General features: G+C 53.6%; 20 protein-coding genes. 9 read left to right on the plus strand and 11 right to left on the minus strand.

Annotation, left to right across the window (positions count from 1 at the left end; translation table 11 throughout):
• Window positions 1–91 precede the first annotated feature (91 nt).
• From AC4OVU_RS11990 to pdeR, 5 genes are all read left to right on the plus strand, one after another.
• The gene (locus AC4OVU_RS11990) at window positions 92–493 is read left to right on the plus strand and encodes a RidA family protein (RefSeq protein WP_110292567.1); all 402 of its coding nucleotides are present in this window, start codon (window positions 92–94) and stop codon (window positions 491–493) included.
• A 280-nt stretch (window positions 494–773) separates the two neighbouring features.
• Window positions 774–1562 carry an enoyl-ACP reductase FabI gene (gene fabI / locus AC4OVU_RS11995; RefSeq protein WP_003856831.1) on the plus strand — a complete coding sequence of 263 codons (789 nt, stop codon included), beginning with the start codon at window positions 774–776 and terminating at the stop codon, window positions 1560–1562.
• Window positions 1563–1713: 151 nt separating this feature from the next.
• Window positions 1714–2700, plus strand: a complete 987-nt coding sequence (locus AC4OVU_RS12000; RefSeq protein ID WP_110292568.1) for a CMD domain-containing protein — start codon at window positions 1714–1716, stop codon at window positions 2698–2700.
• Window positions 2701–2788: 88 nt separating this feature from the next.
• Window positions 2789–4723, plus strand: coding sequence for an exoribonuclease II (locus tag AC4OVU_RS12005; RefSeq protein ID WP_110292569.1), 1935 nt, complete (start codon window positions 2789–2791; stop codon window positions 4721–4723).
• A 204-nt stretch (window positions 4724–4927) separates the two neighbouring features.
• Window positions 4928–6919, plus strand: a complete 1992-nt coding sequence (gene pdeR, locus AC4OVU_RS12010; RefSeq protein WP_110292580.1) for a cyclic di-GMP phosphodiesterase — start codon at window positions 4928–4930, stop codon at window positions 6917–6919.
• Here the strand turns inward: pdeR and AC4OVU_RS12015 are convergent.
• Window positions 6916–7785: a crotonase/enoyl-CoA hydratase family protein gene (locus AC4OVU_RS12015; protein ID WP_110292570.1), complete on the minus strand. Its 870-nt coding sequence runs from the start codon at window positions 7783–7785 to the stop codon at window positions 6916–6918. The genes pdeR and AC4OVU_RS12015 overlap by 4 nt on opposite strands.
• Window positions 7786–7976: 191 nt before the next feature.
• Here AC4OVU_RS12015 and AC4OVU_RS12020 point away from each other — a divergent pair, with 191 nt between their 5' ends.
• The 3 genes from AC4OVU_RS12020 (at window position 7977) to osmB (ending at window position 9430) form a co-directional block, all read left to right on the plus strand.
• Window positions 7977–8159 carry a YciZ family protein gene (locus tag AC4OVU_RS12020; protein WP_003856825.1) on the plus strand — a complete coding sequence of 61 codons (183 nt, stop codon included), beginning with the start codon at window positions 7977–7979 and terminating at the stop codon, window positions 8157–8159.
• Between the two features lie 37 nt (window positions 8160–8196).
• Entirely contained in the window at window positions 8197–8949 is a 753-nt protein-coding gene (gene yciT / locus AC4OVU_RS12025; protein ID WP_017384211.1) for a DNA-binding transcriptional regulator YciT, read from the plus strand.
• Between the two features lie 262 nt (window positions 8950–9211).
• Window positions 9212–9430 carry an osmotically-inducible lipoprotein OsmB gene (gene osmB, locus AC4OVU_RS12030; protein ID WP_017384212.1) on the plus strand — a complete coding sequence of 73 codons (219 nt, stop codon included), beginning with the start codon at window positions 9212–9214 and terminating at the stop codon, window positions 9428–9430.
• 104 nt (window positions 9431–9534) lie between these two features.
• Here the strand turns inward: osmB and yciH are convergent, their stop codons facing one another.
• From yciH to pgpB, 5 genes are all read right to left on the minus strand, one after another.
• Window positions 9535–9861: a stress response translation initiation inhibitor YciH gene (gene yciH, locus AC4OVU_RS12035; protein ID WP_015570389.1), complete on the minus strand. Its 327-nt coding sequence runs from the start codon at window positions 9859–9861 to the stop codon at window positions 9535–9537.
• Window positions 9861–10598, minus strand: coding sequence for an orotidine-5'-phosphate decarboxylase (pyrF, locus tag AC4OVU_RS12040; protein ID WP_045339893.1), 738 nt, complete (start codon window positions 10596–10598; stop codon window positions 9861–9863). The genes yciH and pyrF overlap by 1 nt, the downstream gene beginning before the upstream one ends.
• A 183-nt stretch (window positions 10599–10781) precedes the next feature.
• A complete protein-coding gene (gene lapB, locus AC4OVU_RS12045) occupies window positions 10782–11951 on the minus strand; it encodes a lipopolysaccharide assembly protein LapB (RefSeq protein WP_003856819.1) in 1170 nt (389 codons plus the stop codon).
• Between the two features lie 6 nt (window positions 11952–11957).
• Window positions 11958–12266 (minus strand): LapA family protein, encoded by a 309-nt coding sequence (locus AC4OVU_RS12050; protein ID WP_003856817.1) that lies wholly within the window; start codon window positions 12264–12266, stop codon window positions 11958–11960.
• 148 nt (window positions 12267–12414) lie between these two features.
• Window positions 12415–13182, minus strand: a complete 768-nt coding sequence (pgpB, locus tag AC4OVU_RS12055) for a phosphatidylglycerophosphatase B (RefSeq protein WP_110292571.1) — start codon at window positions 13180–13182, stop codon at window positions 12415–12417.
• A gap of 197 nt (window positions 13183–13379) precedes the next feature.
• Here pgpB and ribA point away from each other — a divergent pair, with 197 nt between their 5' ends.
• Window positions 13380–13970 (plus strand): GTP cyclohydrolase II, encoded by a 591-nt coding sequence (gene ribA / locus AC4OVU_RS12060; protein WP_003856813.1) that lies wholly within the window; start codon window positions 13380–13382, stop codon window positions 13968–13970.
• A gap of 37 nt (window positions 13971–14007) precedes the next feature.
• Here ribA and acnA read toward each other — a convergent pair whose 3' ends face one another.
• From acnA to cysB, 5 genes are all read right to left on the minus strand, one after another.
• The gene (gene acnA / locus AC4OVU_RS12065) at window positions 14008–16683 is read right to left on the minus strand and encodes an aconitate hydratase AcnA (RefSeq protein WP_110292572.1); all 2676 of its coding nucleotides are present in this window, start codon (window positions 16681–16683) and stop codon (window positions 14008–14010) included.
• Window positions 16684–16848: 165 nt separating this feature from the next.
• Window positions 16849–16947 (minus strand): small membrane protein YmiC, encoded by a 99-nt coding sequence (gene ymiC / locus AC4OVU_RS12070; protein WP_032103392.1) that lies wholly within the window; start codon window positions 16945–16947, stop codon window positions 16849–16851.
• Between the two features lie 137 nt (window positions 16948–17084).
• Window positions 17085–17255 carry a YciX family protein gene (locus tag AC4OVU_RS12075; protein ID WP_006810843.1) on the minus strand — a complete coding sequence of 57 codons (171 nt, stop codon included), beginning with the start codon at window positions 17253–17255 and terminating at the stop codon, window positions 17085–17087.
• 2 nt (window positions 17256–17257) lie between these two features.
• Complete coding sequence (locus AC4OVU_RS12080) at window positions 17258–17398, minus strand: YmiA family putative membrane protein (RefSeq protein WP_213083754.1); 141 nt, start codon at window positions 17396–17398, stop codon at window positions 17258–17260.
• A gap of 336 nt (window positions 17399–17734) precedes the next feature.
• A complete protein-coding gene (cysB, locus tag AC4OVU_RS12085) occupies window positions 17735–18709 on the minus strand; it encodes an HTH-type transcriptional regulator CysB (protein ID WP_006810844.1) in 975 nt (324 codons plus the stop codon).
• Window positions 18710–18717 lie beyond the last annotated feature (8 nt).

The raw sequence follows: 18717 nt of genomic DNA on the forward strand, positions 1-18717 counted from the left end.
CGACGTATGTGAATTACATTTTTCACATACGTCGCGTATGTTACTTCTACCGCGTAAGCACAACAATACCTCTGACAGAAAAGGAAAAGCCATGCCTTCACGTGATCCCGTCTTCCCGGCTAACCGACATGCCCTCTATGAAGAGCATGGCTATTCAGCTGCAATTCGCTCTGGCGATCTGTTATTTGTTTCCGATCAGGTTGGCAGCCGCAGCGATGGCACACCTGAACCCGACCTTCCCGCTCAGGTGCAGCTGGCGTTCGATAATTTACGGGCGACCCTGGCAGCCGCGGGATGTACTTTTGACGATCTGATTGATGTCACGACGTTTCATACCGATCCTGAAAACCAGTTCCCCGTTATCATGGAGGCGAAAAAACTGGCATTTCCCCACGCTCCTTACCCAAACTGGACAGCAATAGGCGTTAACTGGCTTGCGGGTTTTGATTTCGAAATTAAGGTTATCGCCAGAATCCCCTCGTCAGCGAATTAAGATCCGGCTGTGCTCCGGGCAGTCTCTGGTTGGATGAGGCGAACCCCGCGTGCGGTGATATACTGCTGGGATACACACGAAACAGCCTGATGAAGAGACAGTTCGACCTCTTCCGTGAGCCCATTCACGGCGCAGGAGCGAGAAATATCGTGACACAAGGGGCTGTGAGTGGGCTATAATTTCGAGCTAATTTCGAGCTAATTTCGAATGATTTTGAAATACTGCCTGTAACGCTATGAATTACAAGGCAAAATAAGAAATGAATATAAGGATTAAAGCTATGGGTTTTCTTTCCGGTAAGCGCATTCTGGTGACTGGCGTTGCCAGCAAACTGTCCATCGCATACGGCATCGCACAGGCAATGCATCGCGAAGGCGCTGAGCTGGCGTTCACCTACCAGAACGACAAGCTGAAAGGCCGTGTTGAAGAATTTGCCGCGCAGCTGGGTTCCAGCATTGTTCTGGAATGTGACGTTGCACAAGACGAAAGCATTGATGGCATGTTTGCTGAACTGGCAAAAGCATGGCCGAAATTCGACGGTTTTGTTCACTCCATCGGCTTCGCTCCTGGCGACCAGCTGGACGGCGACTACGTGAATGCGGTTACCCGTGATGGCTTCAAAATCGCCCACGACATCAGCTCCTACAGCTTCGTTGCAATGGCAAAATCCTGCCGCGCGATGCTGAACCCGGGCGCAGCCCTGCTGACTCTGTCCTACCTCGGCGCAGAACGTGCTATCCCTAACTACAACGTTATGGGTCTGGCGAAAGCGTCTCTGGAAGCCAACGTGCGCTACATGGCGAACGCGATGGGTCCTGAAGGCGTGCGTGTTAACGCTATTTCTGCGGGTCCAATCCGTACCCTGGCCGCTTCCGGTATCAAAGATTTCCGTAAAATGCTGGCACACTGCGAAGCGGTTACCCCGATTCGTCGTACCGTTACCATCGAAGATGTGGGTAACTCTGCGGCCTTCCTGTGCTCTGACCTTTCCGCAGGTATCTCCGGCGAAGTGGTTCACGTTGACGGCGGCTTCAACATCGCTGCAATGAACGAGCTGGAAATTAAATAAGCTTGTCACTCTCTTCCCGTCAGGGAAGAGAGTTTCCCCCGCCCCGCCCCTCGTTATTCCGTTCTGCTATTTGTTATCACCTAACAATATTTTTCCCCTCATCCGCCTTACGCCAGGATATTGATCGCCATTTTGAGATCAAGGAACGCCCATGGAACAAGGCCGTTTTTCCGGCAAAGGCCACTGGTATCATGAAACCCAGTCGAATCATTCGCAGACGGACGTTTTGCCGCTGGTGCCCGAAGCCGCTAACGTCGACGACCGTTTTTTGCTCGATTTAGCCCTGCCCAATGACATTCTCGCAAGCTGTGCTGGTTGGCTTACGCCTGCCCGAACCCTGTGTCATCTTTTGTTCCCGCTTGATACTCCCGTGAACCGTCTGCATACCCTCAGCGCCTACGACAGGCTGAGCACGGCATTAACGGTTGCCCAGGCGTGTGGCGTTCAGCGGCTCTGTAACCACTACGCTGCTCTGCTCGCCCCTCTTCCGGGGCCGGACTCCTCCCGGGAAAGCAATCGACGCCTTGCAGAAATTACCCAGTATGCCCGCCAGTTAGCCAGCTCACCCGATGTCATTGATGATAAGGCCCAAAACCAGCTTGATGAGGTTGGACTCACAACGTATGACATTGTGCTCATCAACCAGATCATCGGCTTTGTCGGTTTTCAGGCGCGAGTGGTCGCGGTATTTCAGGCATTGCTTGGCTATCCGGTACGCTGGCTGCCCGGGCACCACATTCAGCCCCATACGTTGCCGGTCAGCTTCAGCAGATGGACCGCCACGCTACCCGCGGTTGAGCTAAAATATGCCAGTGCGCTTCAGCTTGAGGCGCTCTCACGCTGGCAGGCGGAACCGGCGCTTGAAGCGCTTACTCCTGTGCTGTGTCATGAGCCGATGCTGCTTGATCTGACGGGCGAAATTCTGCTTAACCATCCGCGAAGTGAAGGTCCCGCGTCTTCGATGCTCTCAGCCGCTCGTGCGCTGCTTGTCGCCTCTCCGGATCGCTTTAGCGCCGCCCAGTTAACGCCCCTGACCGGGTCAGGTCTCTCGCCAGAGAAGGCCATCAACCTGCTTACCCGAGATGCATTTTATGGCTGGCTGGACCGTCTGCGCGTGGCGCTCGGCAAAGAGGAATAACCATACTCTTTACCTAAAGAGCGCTTGCTGTAGCAGTGAGATTCGCGTAAAACTGTCAGCCGCTCAATGGCTACGAAAATAGAACATTATGTTTCAGGACAACCCGCTGCTAGCGCAGCTTAAACAGCAACTGCATTCCCAGACGCCGCGTGCAGAAGGGGTCGTAAAAGCCACGGAAAAGGGCTTTGGCTTTCTTGAAGTTGACGGGCAGAAGAGCTACTTCATTCCGCCTCCTCAGATGAAGAAAGTGATGCATGGCGACCGCATTTCGGCCGTTATTCATACCGAAAAGGAACGAGAGTCTGCCGAGCCGGAAGCACTGATCGAACCTTTCCTGACCCGCTTTGTCGGGAAAGTGCATAAAAAAGACGATCGTCTTTCTGTCGTGCCGGACCATCCTCTCCTGAAAGATGCTATTCCGTGCCGCGCCGCGCGTGGCGTTGAGCATGATTTTGTTGAGGGTGACTGGGCGGTTGCTGAGATGCGCCGTCATCCTTTAAAAGGCGATCGCGGTTTTTACGCCGAGCTTACCCAATACATTACCTTCGGCGACGACCATTTCGTCCCATGGTGGGTGACGCTGGCGCGCCACAACCTCGAAAAAGAAGCGCCTGAGGGCGTGGCGACTGAAATGCAGGACGAAGGTCTGGAACGTCGCGATCTGACGGCGCTGGACTTTGTCACCATCGACAGCGCCAGCACCGAGGATATGGACGATGCGTTGTATGCCGAAGAGACAGCCGATGGCAAACTGCATCTGACCGTCGCCATTGCCGACCCTACCGCATGGATTGTCGAAGGCAGCAAGCTGGACGAGATGGCCAAAGTGCGCTCGTTCACCAACTACCTGCCGGGTTTTAACATTCCGATGCTGCCGCGTGAACTCTCCGACGATCTTTGCTCGCTGCGTGCGCATGAAGTGCGTCCGGTGCTGGCCTGTCGGATGACCATTGCGGCTGATGGTACCATTGAAGAAGATATTGAATTCTTCGCCGCCACCATCGAATCCAAAGCCAAGCTAGCCTATGACGACGTGTCCGACTGGCTGGAGAACACGGGTAGCTGGAAACCTGAGTCCGACAACATTGCCGCACAAATTCGTCTGCTGCACCGCGTCTGCCTGAGCCGCAGCGAATGGCGTCAAACTCACGCGCTGGTCTTCAAAGATCGTCCGGACTACCGTTTTGTGCTGGGTGAAAAAGGTGAAGTGCTGAACATTGTCGCTGAGCCGCGCCGTATTGCCAACCGCATCGTTGAAGAAGCGATGATATCCGCCAACATTTGTGCCGCCCGCGTGCTGCGCGACAAATTAGGCTTTGGCATTTACAACGTGCACACCGGGTTTGATCCAGCGAACACCGAAGCGCTGGCTGCCCTGCTGAAAACCCATGACGTACACGTCGATCCTGAGGAAGTGCTGACCCTGCAAGGTTTCTGCAAACTGCGCCGCGAGCTGGACGCACAGCCGTCAGGGTTCCTTGACAGCCGTATTCGCCGCTTCCAGTCCTTTGCGGAAATCAGCACCGAGCCAGGCCCGCACTTCGGCCTTGGCCTTGAGGCTTACGCGACCTGGACCTCTCCGATCCGTAAGTACGGCGATATGGTTAACCATCGTCTGCTGAAAGCGATCATAAAAGGGGAATCTGTTGCCCGCCCACAGGATGATACGAAGTTGCAGATGGCAGAACGTCGCCGTCTGAACCGTATGGCGGAGCGTGATGTCGGCGACTGGTTATACGCGCGCTTCCTGAATGATAAGGCAGGGACTGACACCCGTTTCCCGGCTGAAATCATTGACATCAGCCGCGGCGGTATGCGCGTTCGTCTGGTGGATAATGGCGCCGTTGCCTTTATTCCTGCCCCGTTCCTGCATGCCGTTCGCGACGAACTGGTTTGTAGCCAGGAAAACGGGACCGTGCAAATTAAAGGCGAAACGGTTTACAAGGTCACTGACGTGATTGATGTCACCATCGCTGAAGTGCGCATGGAAACCCGCAGTATTATCGCGCGCCCTGTCGCCTGATAACCGCGTAAACTTCCGGCCGTTCCGTTAAGGGGTGGCCGGGAGTTCTCTCCAATATTATCTCCCGCAAAATCATCGTTTTTTCTCACACTTTTCTGTTTCCCATCGCCACATTTCGCCAGAATTATCTACAGTAAAAGAGAGCCGTCATTGTCGACTGCAAATGAATAATTTGTGCGCTACTCAGCAGCCGCGGGAGAAAACGTGATGGACGATCTGGAGCAGAATTTGCTGTTTCGTTACATGGGTACGCATAGCCCCTGGTGGCGACTGACAGCAGACAGCAATGCTCTGCATCTTGCTGCCAGTGAAAGCGCTGACATCATTCAAGTGGTGGCGCTGGATGATGAGCAGGCCGCGCTGATCCGCCAGCTCACCGTGATAACCTCCAGCATTGCCATGACCCTGCCCTTGTACGGTGTGGACGTTCCCGTTCATCTTGTCGGCCGTAAAATTAACAAAAATGAGTGGGCAGGAACGGCATCAGCCTGGAACGATACTCCTTCCGTGGCGCGCGACCTGGCGCAGGGGCTCTCCTTCGCCGAACAGGTAGTGTCCGAGGCTAACTCCGTGATTGTGATCCTCGACCAGAACGGGAATATTCAGCGCTTCAACCGTTTAAGTGAAGAATATACGGGCCTGAAGGAACAGGAAGTTATCGGGCAAAACGTGTTCAAACTGTTTATGAGCCGTAGCGAAGCCGCGGCCTCCAAACGCAACATCACCGGTTTTTTTCGTAACGGCAGCTCGTACGAAGTTGAACGCTGGATCAAGACCCGCAAAGGGCAGCGCCTGTTTCTCTTCAGAAATAAATTTGTTCACAGCGGCAGCGGGAAAAATGAAATCTTCCTCATCTGTTCAGGTACCGATATAACCGAAGAGCGTCGGGCCCAGGAGCGCCTGCGCGTACTCGCCAATACGGATACGATTACCGGTTTGCCTAACCGAAACGCCATCCATGAGCTGATCTCTGATGCCATCACCGCTCGGGGTGACACCCAGGTAGGCGTGGTTTATCTCGATCTGGATAACTTTAAAAAAGTGAACGATGCCTATGGGCATATGTTTGGCGACCAGCTGCTACAGGCCGTTGCGCTGGCGATCCTGAGCTGCCTGGACGAAGGACAAACCCTGGCGCGCCTGGGTGGGGATGAGTTTATCGTGCTGGCCACCGATACCTCGCAGGGCGCGCTGGAAGCCATGGCATCGCGCATACTGACCCGACTTCGTCAGCCTTTCCGCATCGGGCTGATAGAGGTTTACACCGGCTGCTCGCTGGGCATCGCGCTTGCGCCCCAGCACGGTAACGATCGCGAAAGCGTCATTCGTAATGCCGACACCGCCATGTACACCGCCAAAGAAAATGGCCGGGGCAAATTCTGCGTCTTCTCGCCAGAGATGAACCAGCGCGTATTTGAATACCTGTGGCTGGATACCAACCTGCGTAAAGCGCTGGATAACGATCAGCTGTTAATCCACTACCAACCCAAAATAACCTGGCGCGGCGAAGTCAGAAGTCTGGAGGCGCTGGTGCGCTGGCAGTCGCCAGAGCGTGGCCTGATCCCGCTGATGGAGTTTATCTCCTATGCTGAGGAGTCAGGGCTGATTGTGCCCCTGGGCCGCTGGGTTATGCTTGATGTGGTGCGCCAGGTGGCGAAATGGCGCGACAAGGGGATCAACCTTCGCGTCGCGGTCAACGTCTCCGCCCGTCAGCTGGCGGACCAGACCATCTTCAGCGACCTGAAGCAGGCGCTGAAAGACCTGAGTTTTGAATACTGCCCGATTGACGTGGAATTGACCGAAAGCTGTCTCATTGAAAATGAAGAACTGGCCCTGTCAGTGATCCAGCAGTTTAGCCGCCTGGGAGCGCAAATTCACCTGGATGACTTTGGTACGGGGTACTCTTCCCTGTCGCAGCTGGCGCGCTTCCCTATCGATGCCATTAAGCTTGACCAGGCTTTCGTGCGGGACATCCATAAGCAGTCCATTTCACAGTCGCTGGTGCGTGCGATAGTCGCCGTGGCGCAGGCGTTAAATTTGCAGGTCATTGCTGAAGGGGTGGAAAGTGCAAAAGAAGACGCCTTTCTGACGAAGAATGGCGTCAACGAACGGCAGGGTTATCTTTTTGCTAAGCCCATGCCCGCTGCCGCATTCGAGCGATGGCTAAAGCGCTATCAGGCCAGAAATGTCCGTTAGCTGGCTTTGCGTAAGCCCGTCGCCTGATGGCGATTTTGCAGCATAACCAGCCGCTCCATGTAGGCGATATCCTTCGGTTCAAGGCAGAAGGCGGCATCAACCCAATCCTCGGTAATGTCCATCAGCTCGCTTCGCGGAAGTGGCAGCACGCGCGTACGCGCACGCAGCATGGCCCTTACGCCGTTCAGCTTCGGCTGTAGCGTGTCGATAAACGTCCGCACCGAAACATAGCTCTGTAACGGCTCGAATAAGAGATCCACAAGACCATGCTGCTCATACCATTCCGCCGTATGCGTCTCACCTTTGTAGATCAGCGCCTCCGCCATTTTCATGCCGGCACGACGCGCCACCAGTGAATAGCCGCCCATGCCCGGGAACAGATTGAACGCGATTTCCGGAAAGCCTAATCGGGCATCGCGCTGGGACAGAATGAAATGATGCGCCAGCGCGGCTTCAAACCCGCCCCCTAACGCGCTTCCTTCCACCATAGCCAGCGTGACAGCTCCGGTATCAAACCCTCGCGAGGCGGCATGAACGCAGTCCACACAGGCCCGGGCATAGGCGCGTAACGCTTCGCGTCGGTTGTTTTTGAAGCACTCAACGAAGAACTGTAAATCACCGCCGGTATTGTAGATGTCGGGGACCAGCGATCCGGTGACCCAAAAATCAACGACAAATCCTGACTGTCGAACCAGCCAGGAGAGATTCATGATCTCCTCGATCAGCGCATGATTGAAGCAAGGCCGTGGCGTGGCACGTAACATCATCCACACCGTACGCCGTTCGGCCTCATAATAAGCCGCCAGTTGAGTGAATCGTTCAGCATCAGTAAACAATGTGCAGGTTGTCTGGTTGATAACTGTCATAGTCGAATTCCTCTTATAAAAAAGCGCGTTGCGCGCAGTTTTAGACTAATCCACCCCTACAACCCGCAGCATACGGGGGCCAAATTTATCACTTTCATTTATGAACTTTGGTTATTGCATTTTTTACCTTCTCTTTTGAATCAATTTTCTGCATCATTGATAATATTAACTTTTCGCTTCAGGGTGAGCTTATGTCTAACATTGATGCAACAGCCGTGGCACAGCGTATTGATACTGTGCTGGATATTCTTGTCGCAGGCGATTATCACTCTGCTATCCGTAACCTTGAAATCCTCAAGTCTGAACTGCTGGCTGAGAACGGCGCTGATAACGCTCCAGAATCCACTCAACCTAAAGCCCCGTGGGAAGTGTAGCCACGTCGTTTCCGCCCTTGCCTTTTAAATGGATGCTATGAATTCCCGACAACAAATCATTTTGCAGATGGTGATCGATCAGGGACGCGTAAGCGTGGTCGATCTCGCTAAAGCCACCGGCGTTTCTGAAGTCACCATTCGTCAGGATCTGAATCTGCTGGAAAAACAGAGCTACCTGCGGCGTGCGCACGGATATGCCGTTCCACTGGACAGCGACGACGTCGAAACCCGCATGATGAACAATTATGCGCTCAAGCGGGAGCTGGCGGAGTTTGCTGCATCCTTAGTGAATAACGGTGAGACCGTCTTTATTGAAAATGGCAGCAGTAACGCTCTTCTGGCGCGCACGCTCGCCGATCAAAAAGACGTTACCATCATCACCGTAAGCAGCTATATCGCCCATCTGTTGAAGGAAACTCAGTGCGAGGTGATACTGCTGGGCGGCATTTACCAGAAGAAAAGCGAAAGCATGGTGGGGCCATTAACGCGTCAATATGTTCAGCAGGTTCACTTCAGTAAAGCATTCATTGGTATTGACGGCTGGCAGCCCGACACCGGCTTTACCGGTCGCGACATGATGCGTTCAGACGTGGTTAACGCAGTGCTCGCCAAAGAGTGTGAAGCGATAGTGCTGACCGACAGCTCTAAGTTTGGCGCCGTACACCCTTATACGATGGGTCCGGCTTCACGCTTCAGCCGTGTGATTACGGATGAGCGTTTGCGCGATGAATATCGCCAGCAATTAGAACAAGACGGCCTGACTGTCGATATTGTGAAAAAAACGGCCTGATTATCCTGCTGCGCCCGAATAATGGGCGCACTTAAACCTTTCTCTGAGAGTATTCTGACCCTGCCTTTAAGAGTTTTTACCTGTTGAAACCGTTCTAAACACGTAAAATTAATATTAGCGATATAACAGGAAGTGACTATCACCTGCGTGATGATGAAACGCCTGCGCGACCAGGTTTCACGGGAACAGAATTTAAGTATGGATATTGTCTATACTTAAAGTGCATTCCTTTCCGTGAATCGATAATTCAGGAGAAAGTATTATGACCTTTACCAGCAAAAAATTAGCCGCCGCTGTTCTGGCAATCACTGTAGCAATGTCCCTGAGCGCTTGCTCTAACTGGTCTAAACGTGACCGTAATACCGCGATTGGTGCCGGTGCTGGTGCGCTTGGTGGTGCAGTATTAACGGATGGTAGTACGCTGGGTACATTAGGTGGTGCTGCCGTAGGTGGTGTTATCGGTCACCAGGTGGGCAAATAATCACCATAACGGCTCTCACCGGTATAATAATATATTTTGTATTTTCAGGTCTGACTTACGCACGTAAAAAAAAGAGCCACGGCAATGTCCGTGGCTCATTTATTTTAGCCGCCCGCCAGTTTGACTTTCATTCCTTTGGCTTCCAGCAGCGCTTTAATTAAATCCCGTTTATCACCCTGAATCTCAATAATGCCGTCTTTTACTGCCCCACCGCATCCGCACTTCTTTTTAAGTTCAGCGGCGAGCTTTACCAGGTCTGCATCATCCAGATCAATGCCAGTGACAAGGCAAACCCCTTTACCTTTCCTGCCGCTGGTCTGGCGCTGAATTCGCACGATACCATCGCCTTTTGGACGTTCAGCTTTCTCTTTTGGCTCTTCAATGCGCCCGGTATCCGTTGAATAGACCAGACGACTGTTGGCGTCACGCATTATGCCCCCTTTTTCAGTGATGCATTAATCGCTTTCAGGGTCTCTGCCGGATGAGCGGATTGCGTCACCGGGCGACCAATCACCATATAGTCTACACCCGCGCTCAGCGCCTGCTCTGGCGTCATGATGCGTCGCTGATCCCCAGACTCGGTGCCTGCCGGACGGATACCTGGCGTTACCAGTTTAAAGTCGCGGCCTAGCACAGATTTGAAGCGAACCGCCTCCTGAGCCGAACAGACCACGCCATCGAGACCACACTGTTGCGTGAGGCGCGCCAGACGCTCCGCGTGTTCAGCAGGTGACAACGTCACACCCAGATCGCGCAGGTCGGATTCATCCATACTGGTCAGCACGGTGACGGCGATCAGAAGCGGAGCGTCATTACCAAACGGCACCAGCGCTTCGCGCGCAGCCGTCATCATGCGTGCCCCGCCGGATGCATGAACGTTAACCATCCACACGCCCAGTTCAGCCGCCGCAGCAACGGCGTGCGCAGTGGTATTTGGAATATCATGGAATTTCAGGTCGAGGAAAACGTCGAAGCCACGCTGGTGCAGATCGCGGACGATTGACGGGCCGAACAGCGTAAACATCTCTTTGCCTACTTTCAGACGGCAATCGCGGGGATTAATGCCATCAACAAAGGCCAGTGCGGCGTCACGGTTATTGTAATCCAGAGCGACAACTACGGGAGAATCGGTAACTACGCGGGAAGTGGAGGATGTAACAGACGTCATGACCAGCCCTTTTCGTCTATGGGCGCGCAGCGGCGCGGAACAGATAAACGGCGTGCATTCTACCTGCCCTCGGGGTAAATGAACAGAATCGAATGATTTTCCTGCCGAACCCCAGACCGCACGGTGCTGACGAAATCACTGCAACCATTAGTATGTTGTAACTAAAATGCGGCGTTTTAAAAATCACTGCCCGTCCAGACCTCGGATTGGCTTAATGGTGGACCACGCCCGGCAGGAAGGGCAATGCCAGTAAAGCGAATAGGCGGTGAAGCCGCATTTCTGGCAGCGATAGCGCGGTTTGCTGCGCACCTGTTCACCCACCATGTCTCGCAGCACCATCAGGCTCTCTTTAGCGCGCCCTTCTTCTGCGTCATTAAGGTGGTAATCCATCAGCTTATGGAAGACGCGCATGGTAGGATGACGCTGCAACTGGCGGGTAATGTATACCTGGGCGGTATCACTCCCTTCGTGCTCTTCGACGACATCCGATAGCATCAGCTCGGCTGTGGCACCGGTGTTTTCTTCAACGCAGCGACGCAGAAACGCAACCCACTCGTCCTGCTTACCTAACTGCTGATAGCAGGTTTGCAGCATTTCCAGCGTTTCGCTGACCAGCTCTTTGTCTTGGTCGATAACGCGAAGCAGGCTCTCCACGGCTTTGGCGTAATCACCGTTAGCCATAAAGACCCGCCCCATCATGATCGAGATGCGCGCGCTGTTGCGATCGGCCGCAGCGCCTTTCTTTAACAATGCCATGGCTTTATCCATGTCATCGCTACCCATCTGCTGGAGAGCCAGCTCGCAATAGAAGTGGGCAATTTCGACGCGTTGTTTGTCTTTACCGAGTTTGACCAGCCGTTCGGCGGTATCAATCGCTTTTTGCCAGTCGCTGGTGGCCTGATAGATTTGCAGAAGCTGCTGAAGCGCACCGATACGGAAGTCCGTCTCATCCACCAGCTGAGAGAACATATCCTCGGCGCGATCGTAAAGCCCCGCGGCCATGTAATCCCGCCCAAGTTGCTGCACGGCCAGCAACCGTTGCTCATAGGTCAACGAAGCGCTTTCCATCAGGGTCTGGTGGATACGAATGGCACGGTCAACCTCTCCGCGCGAGCGGAACAGGTTTCCCAGGGTGAGATGCGCCTCTACGGTGCCGGTATCCTCTTTGAGCATGTCGAGGAACAGATCCACCGCTTTATCCTGCTGATTGCTCAGCAGGAAGTTCACCCCCGCTACGTAGTCACGGGAGAGTCGGTTTGCTTCATCCTGTTTTGTTTGTTGCGCGCTTCTGCGGCCCATATACCAGCCATAGGCTGCGGCGACAGGCAAAAGCAGAAACAACAACTCCAGCATATTCGATTATTCCTTGACTACCGGCACACCAGAGCTCGCCGGAATGTCAGACGCAGGCGTAAGTTGATGTTCAAGTCGTTTAATTTTACGTTCAGCGCGAACAAGAGAAACACGAACCTTAAGCCAGAACAGGCCGCATACAAGCCAGCCGATGACAAAACCCGCCGCGAATAACACCGCCAGCAGGCTCGACACCCGGTACTCGCCCTGCGCCAGCAGATAGTTAAAACTTACCTGTTGATCGTTTTGCGCGCCCAATGTGACTGAAATGACAAAAATCGCCAACACCAGTAAGAAAATGAGTAAATATTTCACATGACTTCCCGTTATGTGGTTCGAGCGTATAAAGCGTGTTCAACTCACTGCAATCAGCCTTATAAGCTACCATTTTAGTGGCGGGCGCGAAATGGAAAAAGTAACGCGCCCTACATGGATTTATGGTCAAAATGCGGAATATCAACCTTCAGGTTCCGCCAGACTCCCTTTCGGCTATTTCTTCCTTCTCTTCCGGCGGCGGCGTCAATGGTCCACAAAAACGTTGTGCAAGCCAGGTCACCAGCGTCACCAGTACCCACGAGATCAGCGTTGCCACCACCAAATCACGCGGCCAGTGCATCCCCAGCAGCATCCGGCTGCCCATTACGCCTGTCGCCCAGACCAGCAAAATCGCAATCGTGAGGGTACGCCGACGCGGCCACAGCAGTCCCACGCCAAGTAGCGCCCAGCTGGCAGCAAACATCGTATGCCCGGAAGGAAACGCAAAGCCGGTCTCTTTTTGCCAATGTTTGCGTAAAAAGGTCGGGATATCCTGCTGTTCTGCAAGCTGCTCCTTTACCAACGCACCGCGATCTTTACGCTTTAAATTGTAGAACTCATCCACCGGAACATGATGCGTTTTTTCCAGCCAGACGACGAAAGGACGGGGTTCCTGCACGCGATCCTTGACCCACGACTTCACCCCCTGCCCGATAAGTATGGCGCCGCCGAGAATAGCGAACAGTACCAGCGCCGCGCGAAGGCGAAAGCGCAGGCACCACAGGAACCAGCCACAGAGCAGCACGTGCGTAATAATCCCCCACGGCTGGGTGACCGTCTCGGTTATCCAGTATAAGGCTTTCAGCCACGTCTCGTTTTGTCCGGGCTGCCACATCCAGCCGGAGAACCAAACGACCAGGGGTATAACGAGCAATACGGCGGCTCCTGCGGCCGTTCGTCTGGCAATTGAAAGCATGTCCTCTCCTTTTTCACTAAGCACCACAATCATAACTGAATTTCATCATTCTGGTGGATATGTCGGATTGTGCGTTTAACGTTTGTAAAGCGTGGTGGTGATTAGGTGAAGTTGCCGGGCTTGTGGCAAAATAGTCCGATACAGAAAGCATAATGGGGCAAAGGCACGAAACGTGTCAGCCTGGTCTGGAGAATCACATGCAGCTTAAACGTGTGGCAGAAGCCAAACTGCCAACCCCATGGGGCGATTTCCTGATGGTGGGTTTTGAAGAACTGGCAACCGGGCAAGATCACGTCGCCCTGGTGTTCGGCGACATTTCGGGGCAAACGCCGGTGCTGTCCCGCGTTCATTCAGAGTGTCTGACCGGTGACGCGCTGTTCAGTCTGCGGTGCGACTGCGGTTTTCAGCTTGAAGCCGCCCTTTCTCATATCGCAGAGGAAGGACGTGGCGTTCTGCTGTATCACCGTCAGGAAGGTCGCAATATTGGCCTGCTGAATAAAATCCGCGCCTATGCGTTGCAGGATCAGGGCTACGATACCGTCGAAGCGAACCATCAGCTCGGCTTTGCTGCTGACGAGCGCGATTTCACCCTGTGCGCGGATATGTTCAAGCTGCTGGGCGTGGACGAAGTGCGTCTGTTGACCAATAACCCGAAAAAAGTGGAAATCCTCACTGAAGCGGGCATCAATATTGTGGAACGCGTACCGCTGATTGTCGGCCGCAACCCGAAAAACGCGCACTACCTCGATACCAAAGCTGCCAAAATGGGGCATCTGCTGAGCGAGTAAACGCAAAACGCCCGGCACATGTGCCGGGCGAGTTTTATCAGTCCAGCATCTTACGAATCACATAATGTAAAATGCCGTCGTTCTGATAATAGGTCAGCTCTGTTGCCGTATCAATACGACACCGGCAATCCAGCACTTCTGTCGTTCCATCTGCGCGCGTTAACTTCACCGGAACGGTTTTACCCGGTTGCAGATTTTGCAGACCGCTGATATCAATCTGCTCTTCCCCGGTCAAACCCAGCGTTTTACGCGTTACGCCCTGCGGGAACTCCAGCGGCAGGATCCCCATCCCGATCAGGTTTGAGCGGTGGATACGTTCAAAGGATTCGGCAATCACCACGCGAACCCCGAGCAGACGCGGACCTTTTGCCGCCCAGTCGCGACTGGAACCGGAGCCGTACTCTTTACCGGCAATAACGGCCAGCGGCGTACCCTGCTGCTGATACTTCATGGCTGCGTCATAAATTGAAATGACCTCTGTATCCGGCAGGTGGCGCGTCATACCCCCTTCCACGCCTGGGACCATTTCATTGCGAATGCGGATGTTGGCAAAGGTCCCGCGCATCATCACTTCGTGGTTACCGCGGCGCGAACCGTAGGAGTTGAAATCGCGACGTTCCACGCCACGACTTTGCAGATACCGACCTGCCGGACTGTCCGCCTTGATGCTACCCGCAGGGGAGATATGGTCGGTGGTGACGGAATCGCCCAGCATCGCCAGAATGCGCGCGCCGTGAATATCTTTCAGCGGTGCAGGCTCCGCCAGCATTTCGTCGAAGAATGGCGACAGGCGAATATAGGTGGAATCATCCTGCCAGTCATAGGTATCGGAACCCACCACGTCGATCGCTTTCCATTCCGCTGTGCCTTCGAACACTTCCGCATACTCTTTGCGGAACATCTCGGTGGAAACTTTCTCTACCGCGCGCGCAATTTCGCGCGATGATGGCCAGATGTCTTTCAGATAGACCGGTTCATTTTTGCGATCGTGACCAATCGGATCGGTCGCCAGGTTAATGTTCATGTTTCCGGCCAGCGCATAGGCTACAACCAGCGGCGGCGAGGCCAGCCAGTTGGTTTTCACCAGCGGATGAATACGCCCTTCAAAGTTTCGGTTACCGGAAAGTACCGCGCCAACGGTCAAATCCCCCTGCTTGATCGCCATTTCAATAGGTTCAGGCAGTGGACCAGAGTTACCGATGCAGGTCGTACAGCCGTAGCCCACCAGGTTAAAGCCCAGCTCGTCGAGGTAAGGCGTGAGTCTGGCCTGTGCCAGGTAATCGGATACCACTTTCGAACCAGGCGCCAGGGAGGCTTTAACCCAAGGCTGTGGCTTGAGCCCCAGCTCTACCGCTTTTTTTGCCAGCAGCCCGGCAGCCATTAACACACTCGGGTTGGACGTGTTGGTACAGGAAGTGATAGCGGCGATCACCACGGCGCCGTCAGGGAGCTGATACTGACGCCCGTTCAGAACATAGTCCACCGGACGGTGATCTTTTTGTGCGGCGTTAACTTCCAGCTCATTGCTGGCGGCAAAGGCTTTCGGAACGTTGCTCAGGGCGACGCGGTCCTGCGGACGTTTTGGCCCTGCGAGGCTTGCCTCAACGGTGCCCATATCCAGCTCCAGCGTACTGGTAAATACCGGCTCGTCACCCGGGTTACGCCACATGCCCTGCGCTTTGGTGTAGGCCTCAACGAGAGCCACCTGCTCCTCGCTGCGACCACTGAGGCGCATATACTCCAGCGTAACGCTATCAATCGGGAAAAAGCCGCAGGTCGCGCCATATTCCGGCGCCATGTTGGCGATGGTGGCCCGGTCCGCCAGCGGCAGTGAATCCAGACCATCGCCATAAAATTCAACGAATTTACCCACCACGCCATGCTTACGCAGCATCTGGGTGACCGTCAGAACCAGATCCGTGGCGGTAATGCCTTCGGACAATTTACCGGTCAGCTTAAAGCCCACCACATCGGGAATGAGCATTGATACCGGCTGGCCGAGCATGGCCGCTTCCGCTTCAATACCACCGACGCCCCAGCCCAGAACGCCAAGGCCGTTAATCATGGTGGTGTGTGAATCGGTGCCCACCAGCGTATCAGGGTAAGCCACCCACTCTTTATCCTGCAATTCACTCCAGACGGCTTTGCCGAGATATTCCAGGTTGACCTGGTGACAAATGCCGGTGCCCGGTGGAACAACGCTGAAGCGGCTGAACGCCTGCTGACCCCATTTCAGAAATACGTAGCGTTCATGGTTACGTTCCATCTCCAGACGGACGTTTTCGCCGAAAGCATCGTCGTCACCAAAGTGATCGACGGTGACGGAGTGGTCAATGACGAGGTCTACCGGGGACAAGGGGTTAACCTTAGCTGTATCGCCCCCGAGGCGCTTAACGGCTTCACGCATAGCTGCCAAATCCACCACCGCTGGCACGCCAGTGAAATCCTGCATCAGCACTCTGGCCGGGCGATAGGCAATTTCTCTGTCTGCATGAGCATTTTTCAGCCACCCTGCCAGAGCCTGGATATCCTCCTCGGTAACCGAGTCGCCATCCTGCCAGCGCAAGAGGTTTTCCAGTAAGACTTTCAACGACTTGGGTAACCGCGAAATGTCCCCAAGCGTTCTGGCAGCCAGCGGTAAGCTGTAGTAGCGCCAGGTTTTATTTTCCGCCTGTAATGTGTCCTTACTGGCTTCGCGTAGGGTTAACGACATAAGCTCCTCCTTAAAAACAGGGATGTCCTGACAATCATCAGGGCTGTAATTAAAGATAACACAAAGATGTCGTAACGTTTTGATAACAACCCAAATTGATAAATTTAGGAATGGTCCAACGCGAGGGATAAAACAAAAAACCCCGCCGTGGCGAGGTTTTACGATTTAGTGCAGGGCCAGCCAGAGGAGCTGACACCAGAAGAGGATCGACGCTGAGAATACGCCGAGCCATGACCAGTATTTTACGGTTGTCATGTTATTCATCATAGGGACACCAGACTTTAATTATTTAAGGTTGCGAGGTCTGCCCTCGTTCTATATTGCTGATGTGTATTTATTAAGGAGTACAAAAGTGCACGGTCTATATTCAGACTATTTGCATCATTACGCAAAAATCAAAATTATTGTTTTTTGGGTTCGTCTTCCGCGAACACATCAATAAAGGCCTGCTGCTGCGGCGTCAGTTTCCAGGAAGCTGGCACGCTGGTTGCTGGCGCCTTACGGGCTTTGTGAGCATTGTCACGAAGCTGACACATCTCTTTTCTCGCTTCTGTACGCACCGTCATGACCATAATCAACCCCAGTAATTCCAGACAAGAAGAGCAACCACCACCCAGAACAGGGCAGAGCCAAGAAAGACCGCCAGCCAGGCTTTACGCTTAAGCGCGGGATCCCTTTGCGGTTCTTCACTTCCTGACGGCATTGCTAACCTCATACAATCGATATCGCTTATCATTTAGAGACCAAACAATTGGCACAAGTAATCATCTGATGAGATAAATCCTAAAGAAACTTTAGCCGAAAAGCCAGTGAATTTACGTATCCGAGCCCGGGAAAATTCAATCTTTTGACCAGAAATAAATAATTGAAAAGAATAATTTGCACAGCTGTAAATTAGTTTCTACTTTTGTCGCAAATTTGCGACAGTAAAACCATAGTCATCAAATGGGTTATGACGATATATGACAGTGGGCGTAGATGATGATAATTCTAATTCAGGTTTAAAGCGGAATGACGGTATCTTTCCGCAAGAGAAAGATACCGGGAGTGATTATTTGGCGGGAAGTTTAATGTCTTTAAACATCTCTTCGATGTCTTCATTGGAGCGTAACGCCACAGCTGTATCCACCACATCGCGCGTTAAATGTGGCGCAAAGCGTTGAATAAAATCATACATATAGCTGCGCAGGAACGTGCTGCGACGAAAACCTATCTTGGTGGTGCTGTGACTGAAAATATCATGCGCATCCAGACGCACCAGATCCGGGTCTGAGACAGGATCCACCGCCATGCTGGCAATAACCCCAACGCCCAGGCCCAGACGTACATACGTTTTTATGACGTCCGCATCCGTCGCCGTAAAGACAATCCGTGGCGTTAATCCGGCGCGGTTAAACGCGGTGTCCAGTTCAGACCGGCCCGTAAAGCCGAACGTATAGGTCACCAGCGGGTATTGCGCCAGTTCTTCGATTGTCACTTCGCCCTTCCCCGCCAGCGGGTGATCCGGGGTCACGACAATAGAGCGGTTCCAGTGGTAGCACGGGAGCATGACCAGATCATCGTACAGATGGAGCGCTTCCGTCGCGATAGCGAAGTCTGCATTGCCTTTAGACACGGCCTCTGCGATTTGCGTCGGTGATCCCTGATGCATATGCAGGGAAACGCGGGGATAGCGTTCTATGAAGCCTTTGATCACCCCGGGAAGCGCATAACGCGCCTGTGTATGCGTGGTGGCAATATACAGAGAGCCTTTATCCGGCCAGGTATGTTCCCCGGCGACGGATTTAATGGCGTCGACTTTGGAGAGCACTTCCCGTGCGATGCGTATGATTTCCTGTCCTGCCGGGGTGACCTGAGTCAGGTGCTTACCGCTGCGGGCAAATATCTGAATACCTAACTCATCCTCCAGCATACGCACCTGCTTACTGATGCCGGGCTGAGAGGTATAAAGACCTTCTGCGGTGGAAGAGACATTGAGGTTATGATTGACGACCTCAACGATATAGCGAAGCTGCTGTAATTTCATGCCAGACC

It is taken from the genome of Enterobacter sp. 6722112 (assembly GCF_058661685.1).

Bases quoted from the DNA above. Each gene is read 5' to 3' on its own strand.
- acnA (WP_110292572.1), bottom strand. From the start codon at position 16,683: ATGTCGTTAACCCTACGCGAAGCCAGTAAGGACACATTACAGGCGGAA.
- osmB (WP_017384212.1), top strand. From the start codon at position 9,212: ATGACCTTTACCAGCAAAAAATTAGCCGCCGCTGTTCTGGCAATCACT.
- AC4OVU_RS11990 (WP_110292567.1), top strand. From the start codon at position 92: ATGCCTTCACGTGATCCCGTCTTCCCGGCTAACCGACATGCCCTCTAT.
- pgpB (WP_110292571.1), bottom strand. From the start codon at position 13,182: ATGCTTTCAATTGCCAGACGAACGGCCGCAGGAGCCGCCGTATTGCTC.
- yciT (WP_017384211.1), top strand. From the start codon at position 8,197: ATGAATTCCCGACAACAAATCATTTTGCAGATGGTGATCGATCAGGGA.
- cysB (WP_006810844.1), bottom strand. From the start codon at position 18,709: ATGAAATTACAGCAGCTTCGCTATATCGTTGAGGTCGTCAATCATAAC.
- yciH (WP_015570389.1), bottom strand. From the start codon at position 9,861: ATGCGTGACGCCAACAGTCGTCTGGTCTATTCAACGGATACCGGGCGC.
- pyrF (WP_045339893.1), bottom strand. From the start codon at position 10,598: ATGACGTCTGTTACATCCTCCACTTCCCGCGTAGTTACCGATTCTCCC.
- ribA (WP_003856813.1), top strand. From the start codon at position 13,380: ATGCAGCTTAAACGTGTGGCAGAAGCCAAACTGCCAACCCCATGGGGC.
- fabI (WP_003856831.1), top strand. From the start codon at position 774: ATGGGTTTTCTTTCCGGTAAGCGCATTCTGGTGACTGGCGTTGCCAGC.
- AC4OVU_RS12015 (WP_110292570.1), bottom strand. From the start codon at position 7,785: ATGACAGTTATCAACCAGACAACCTGCACATTGTTTACTGATGCTGAA.
- lapB (WP_003856819.1), bottom strand. From the start codon at position 11,951: ATGCTGGAGTTGTTGTTTCTGCTTTTGCCTGTCGCCGCAGCCTATGGC.
- AC4OVU_RS12005 (WP_110292569.1), top strand. From the start codon at position 2,789: ATGTTTCAGGACAACCCGCTGCTAGCGCAGCTTAAACAGCAACTGCAT.
- AC4OVU_RS12020 (WP_003856825.1), top strand. From the start codon at position 7,977: ATGTCTAACATTGATGCAACAGCCGTGGCACAGCGTATTGATACTGTG.
- AC4OVU_RS12075 (WP_006810843.1), bottom strand. From the start codon at position 17,255: ATGGTCATGACGGTGCGTACAGAAGCGAGAAAAGAGATGTGTCAGCTT.
- AC4OVU_RS12080 (WP_213083754.1), bottom strand. From the start codon at position 17,398: ATGAGGTTAGCAATGCCGTCAGGAAGTGAAGAACCGCAAAGGGATCCC.
- AC4OVU_RS12000 (WP_110292568.1), top strand. From the start codon at position 1,714: ATGGAACAAGGCCGTTTTTCCGGCAAAGGCCACTGGTATCATGAAACC.
- ymiC (WP_032103392.1), bottom strand. From the start codon at position 16,947: ATGAATAACATGACAACCGTAAAATACTGGTCATGGCTCGGCGTATTC.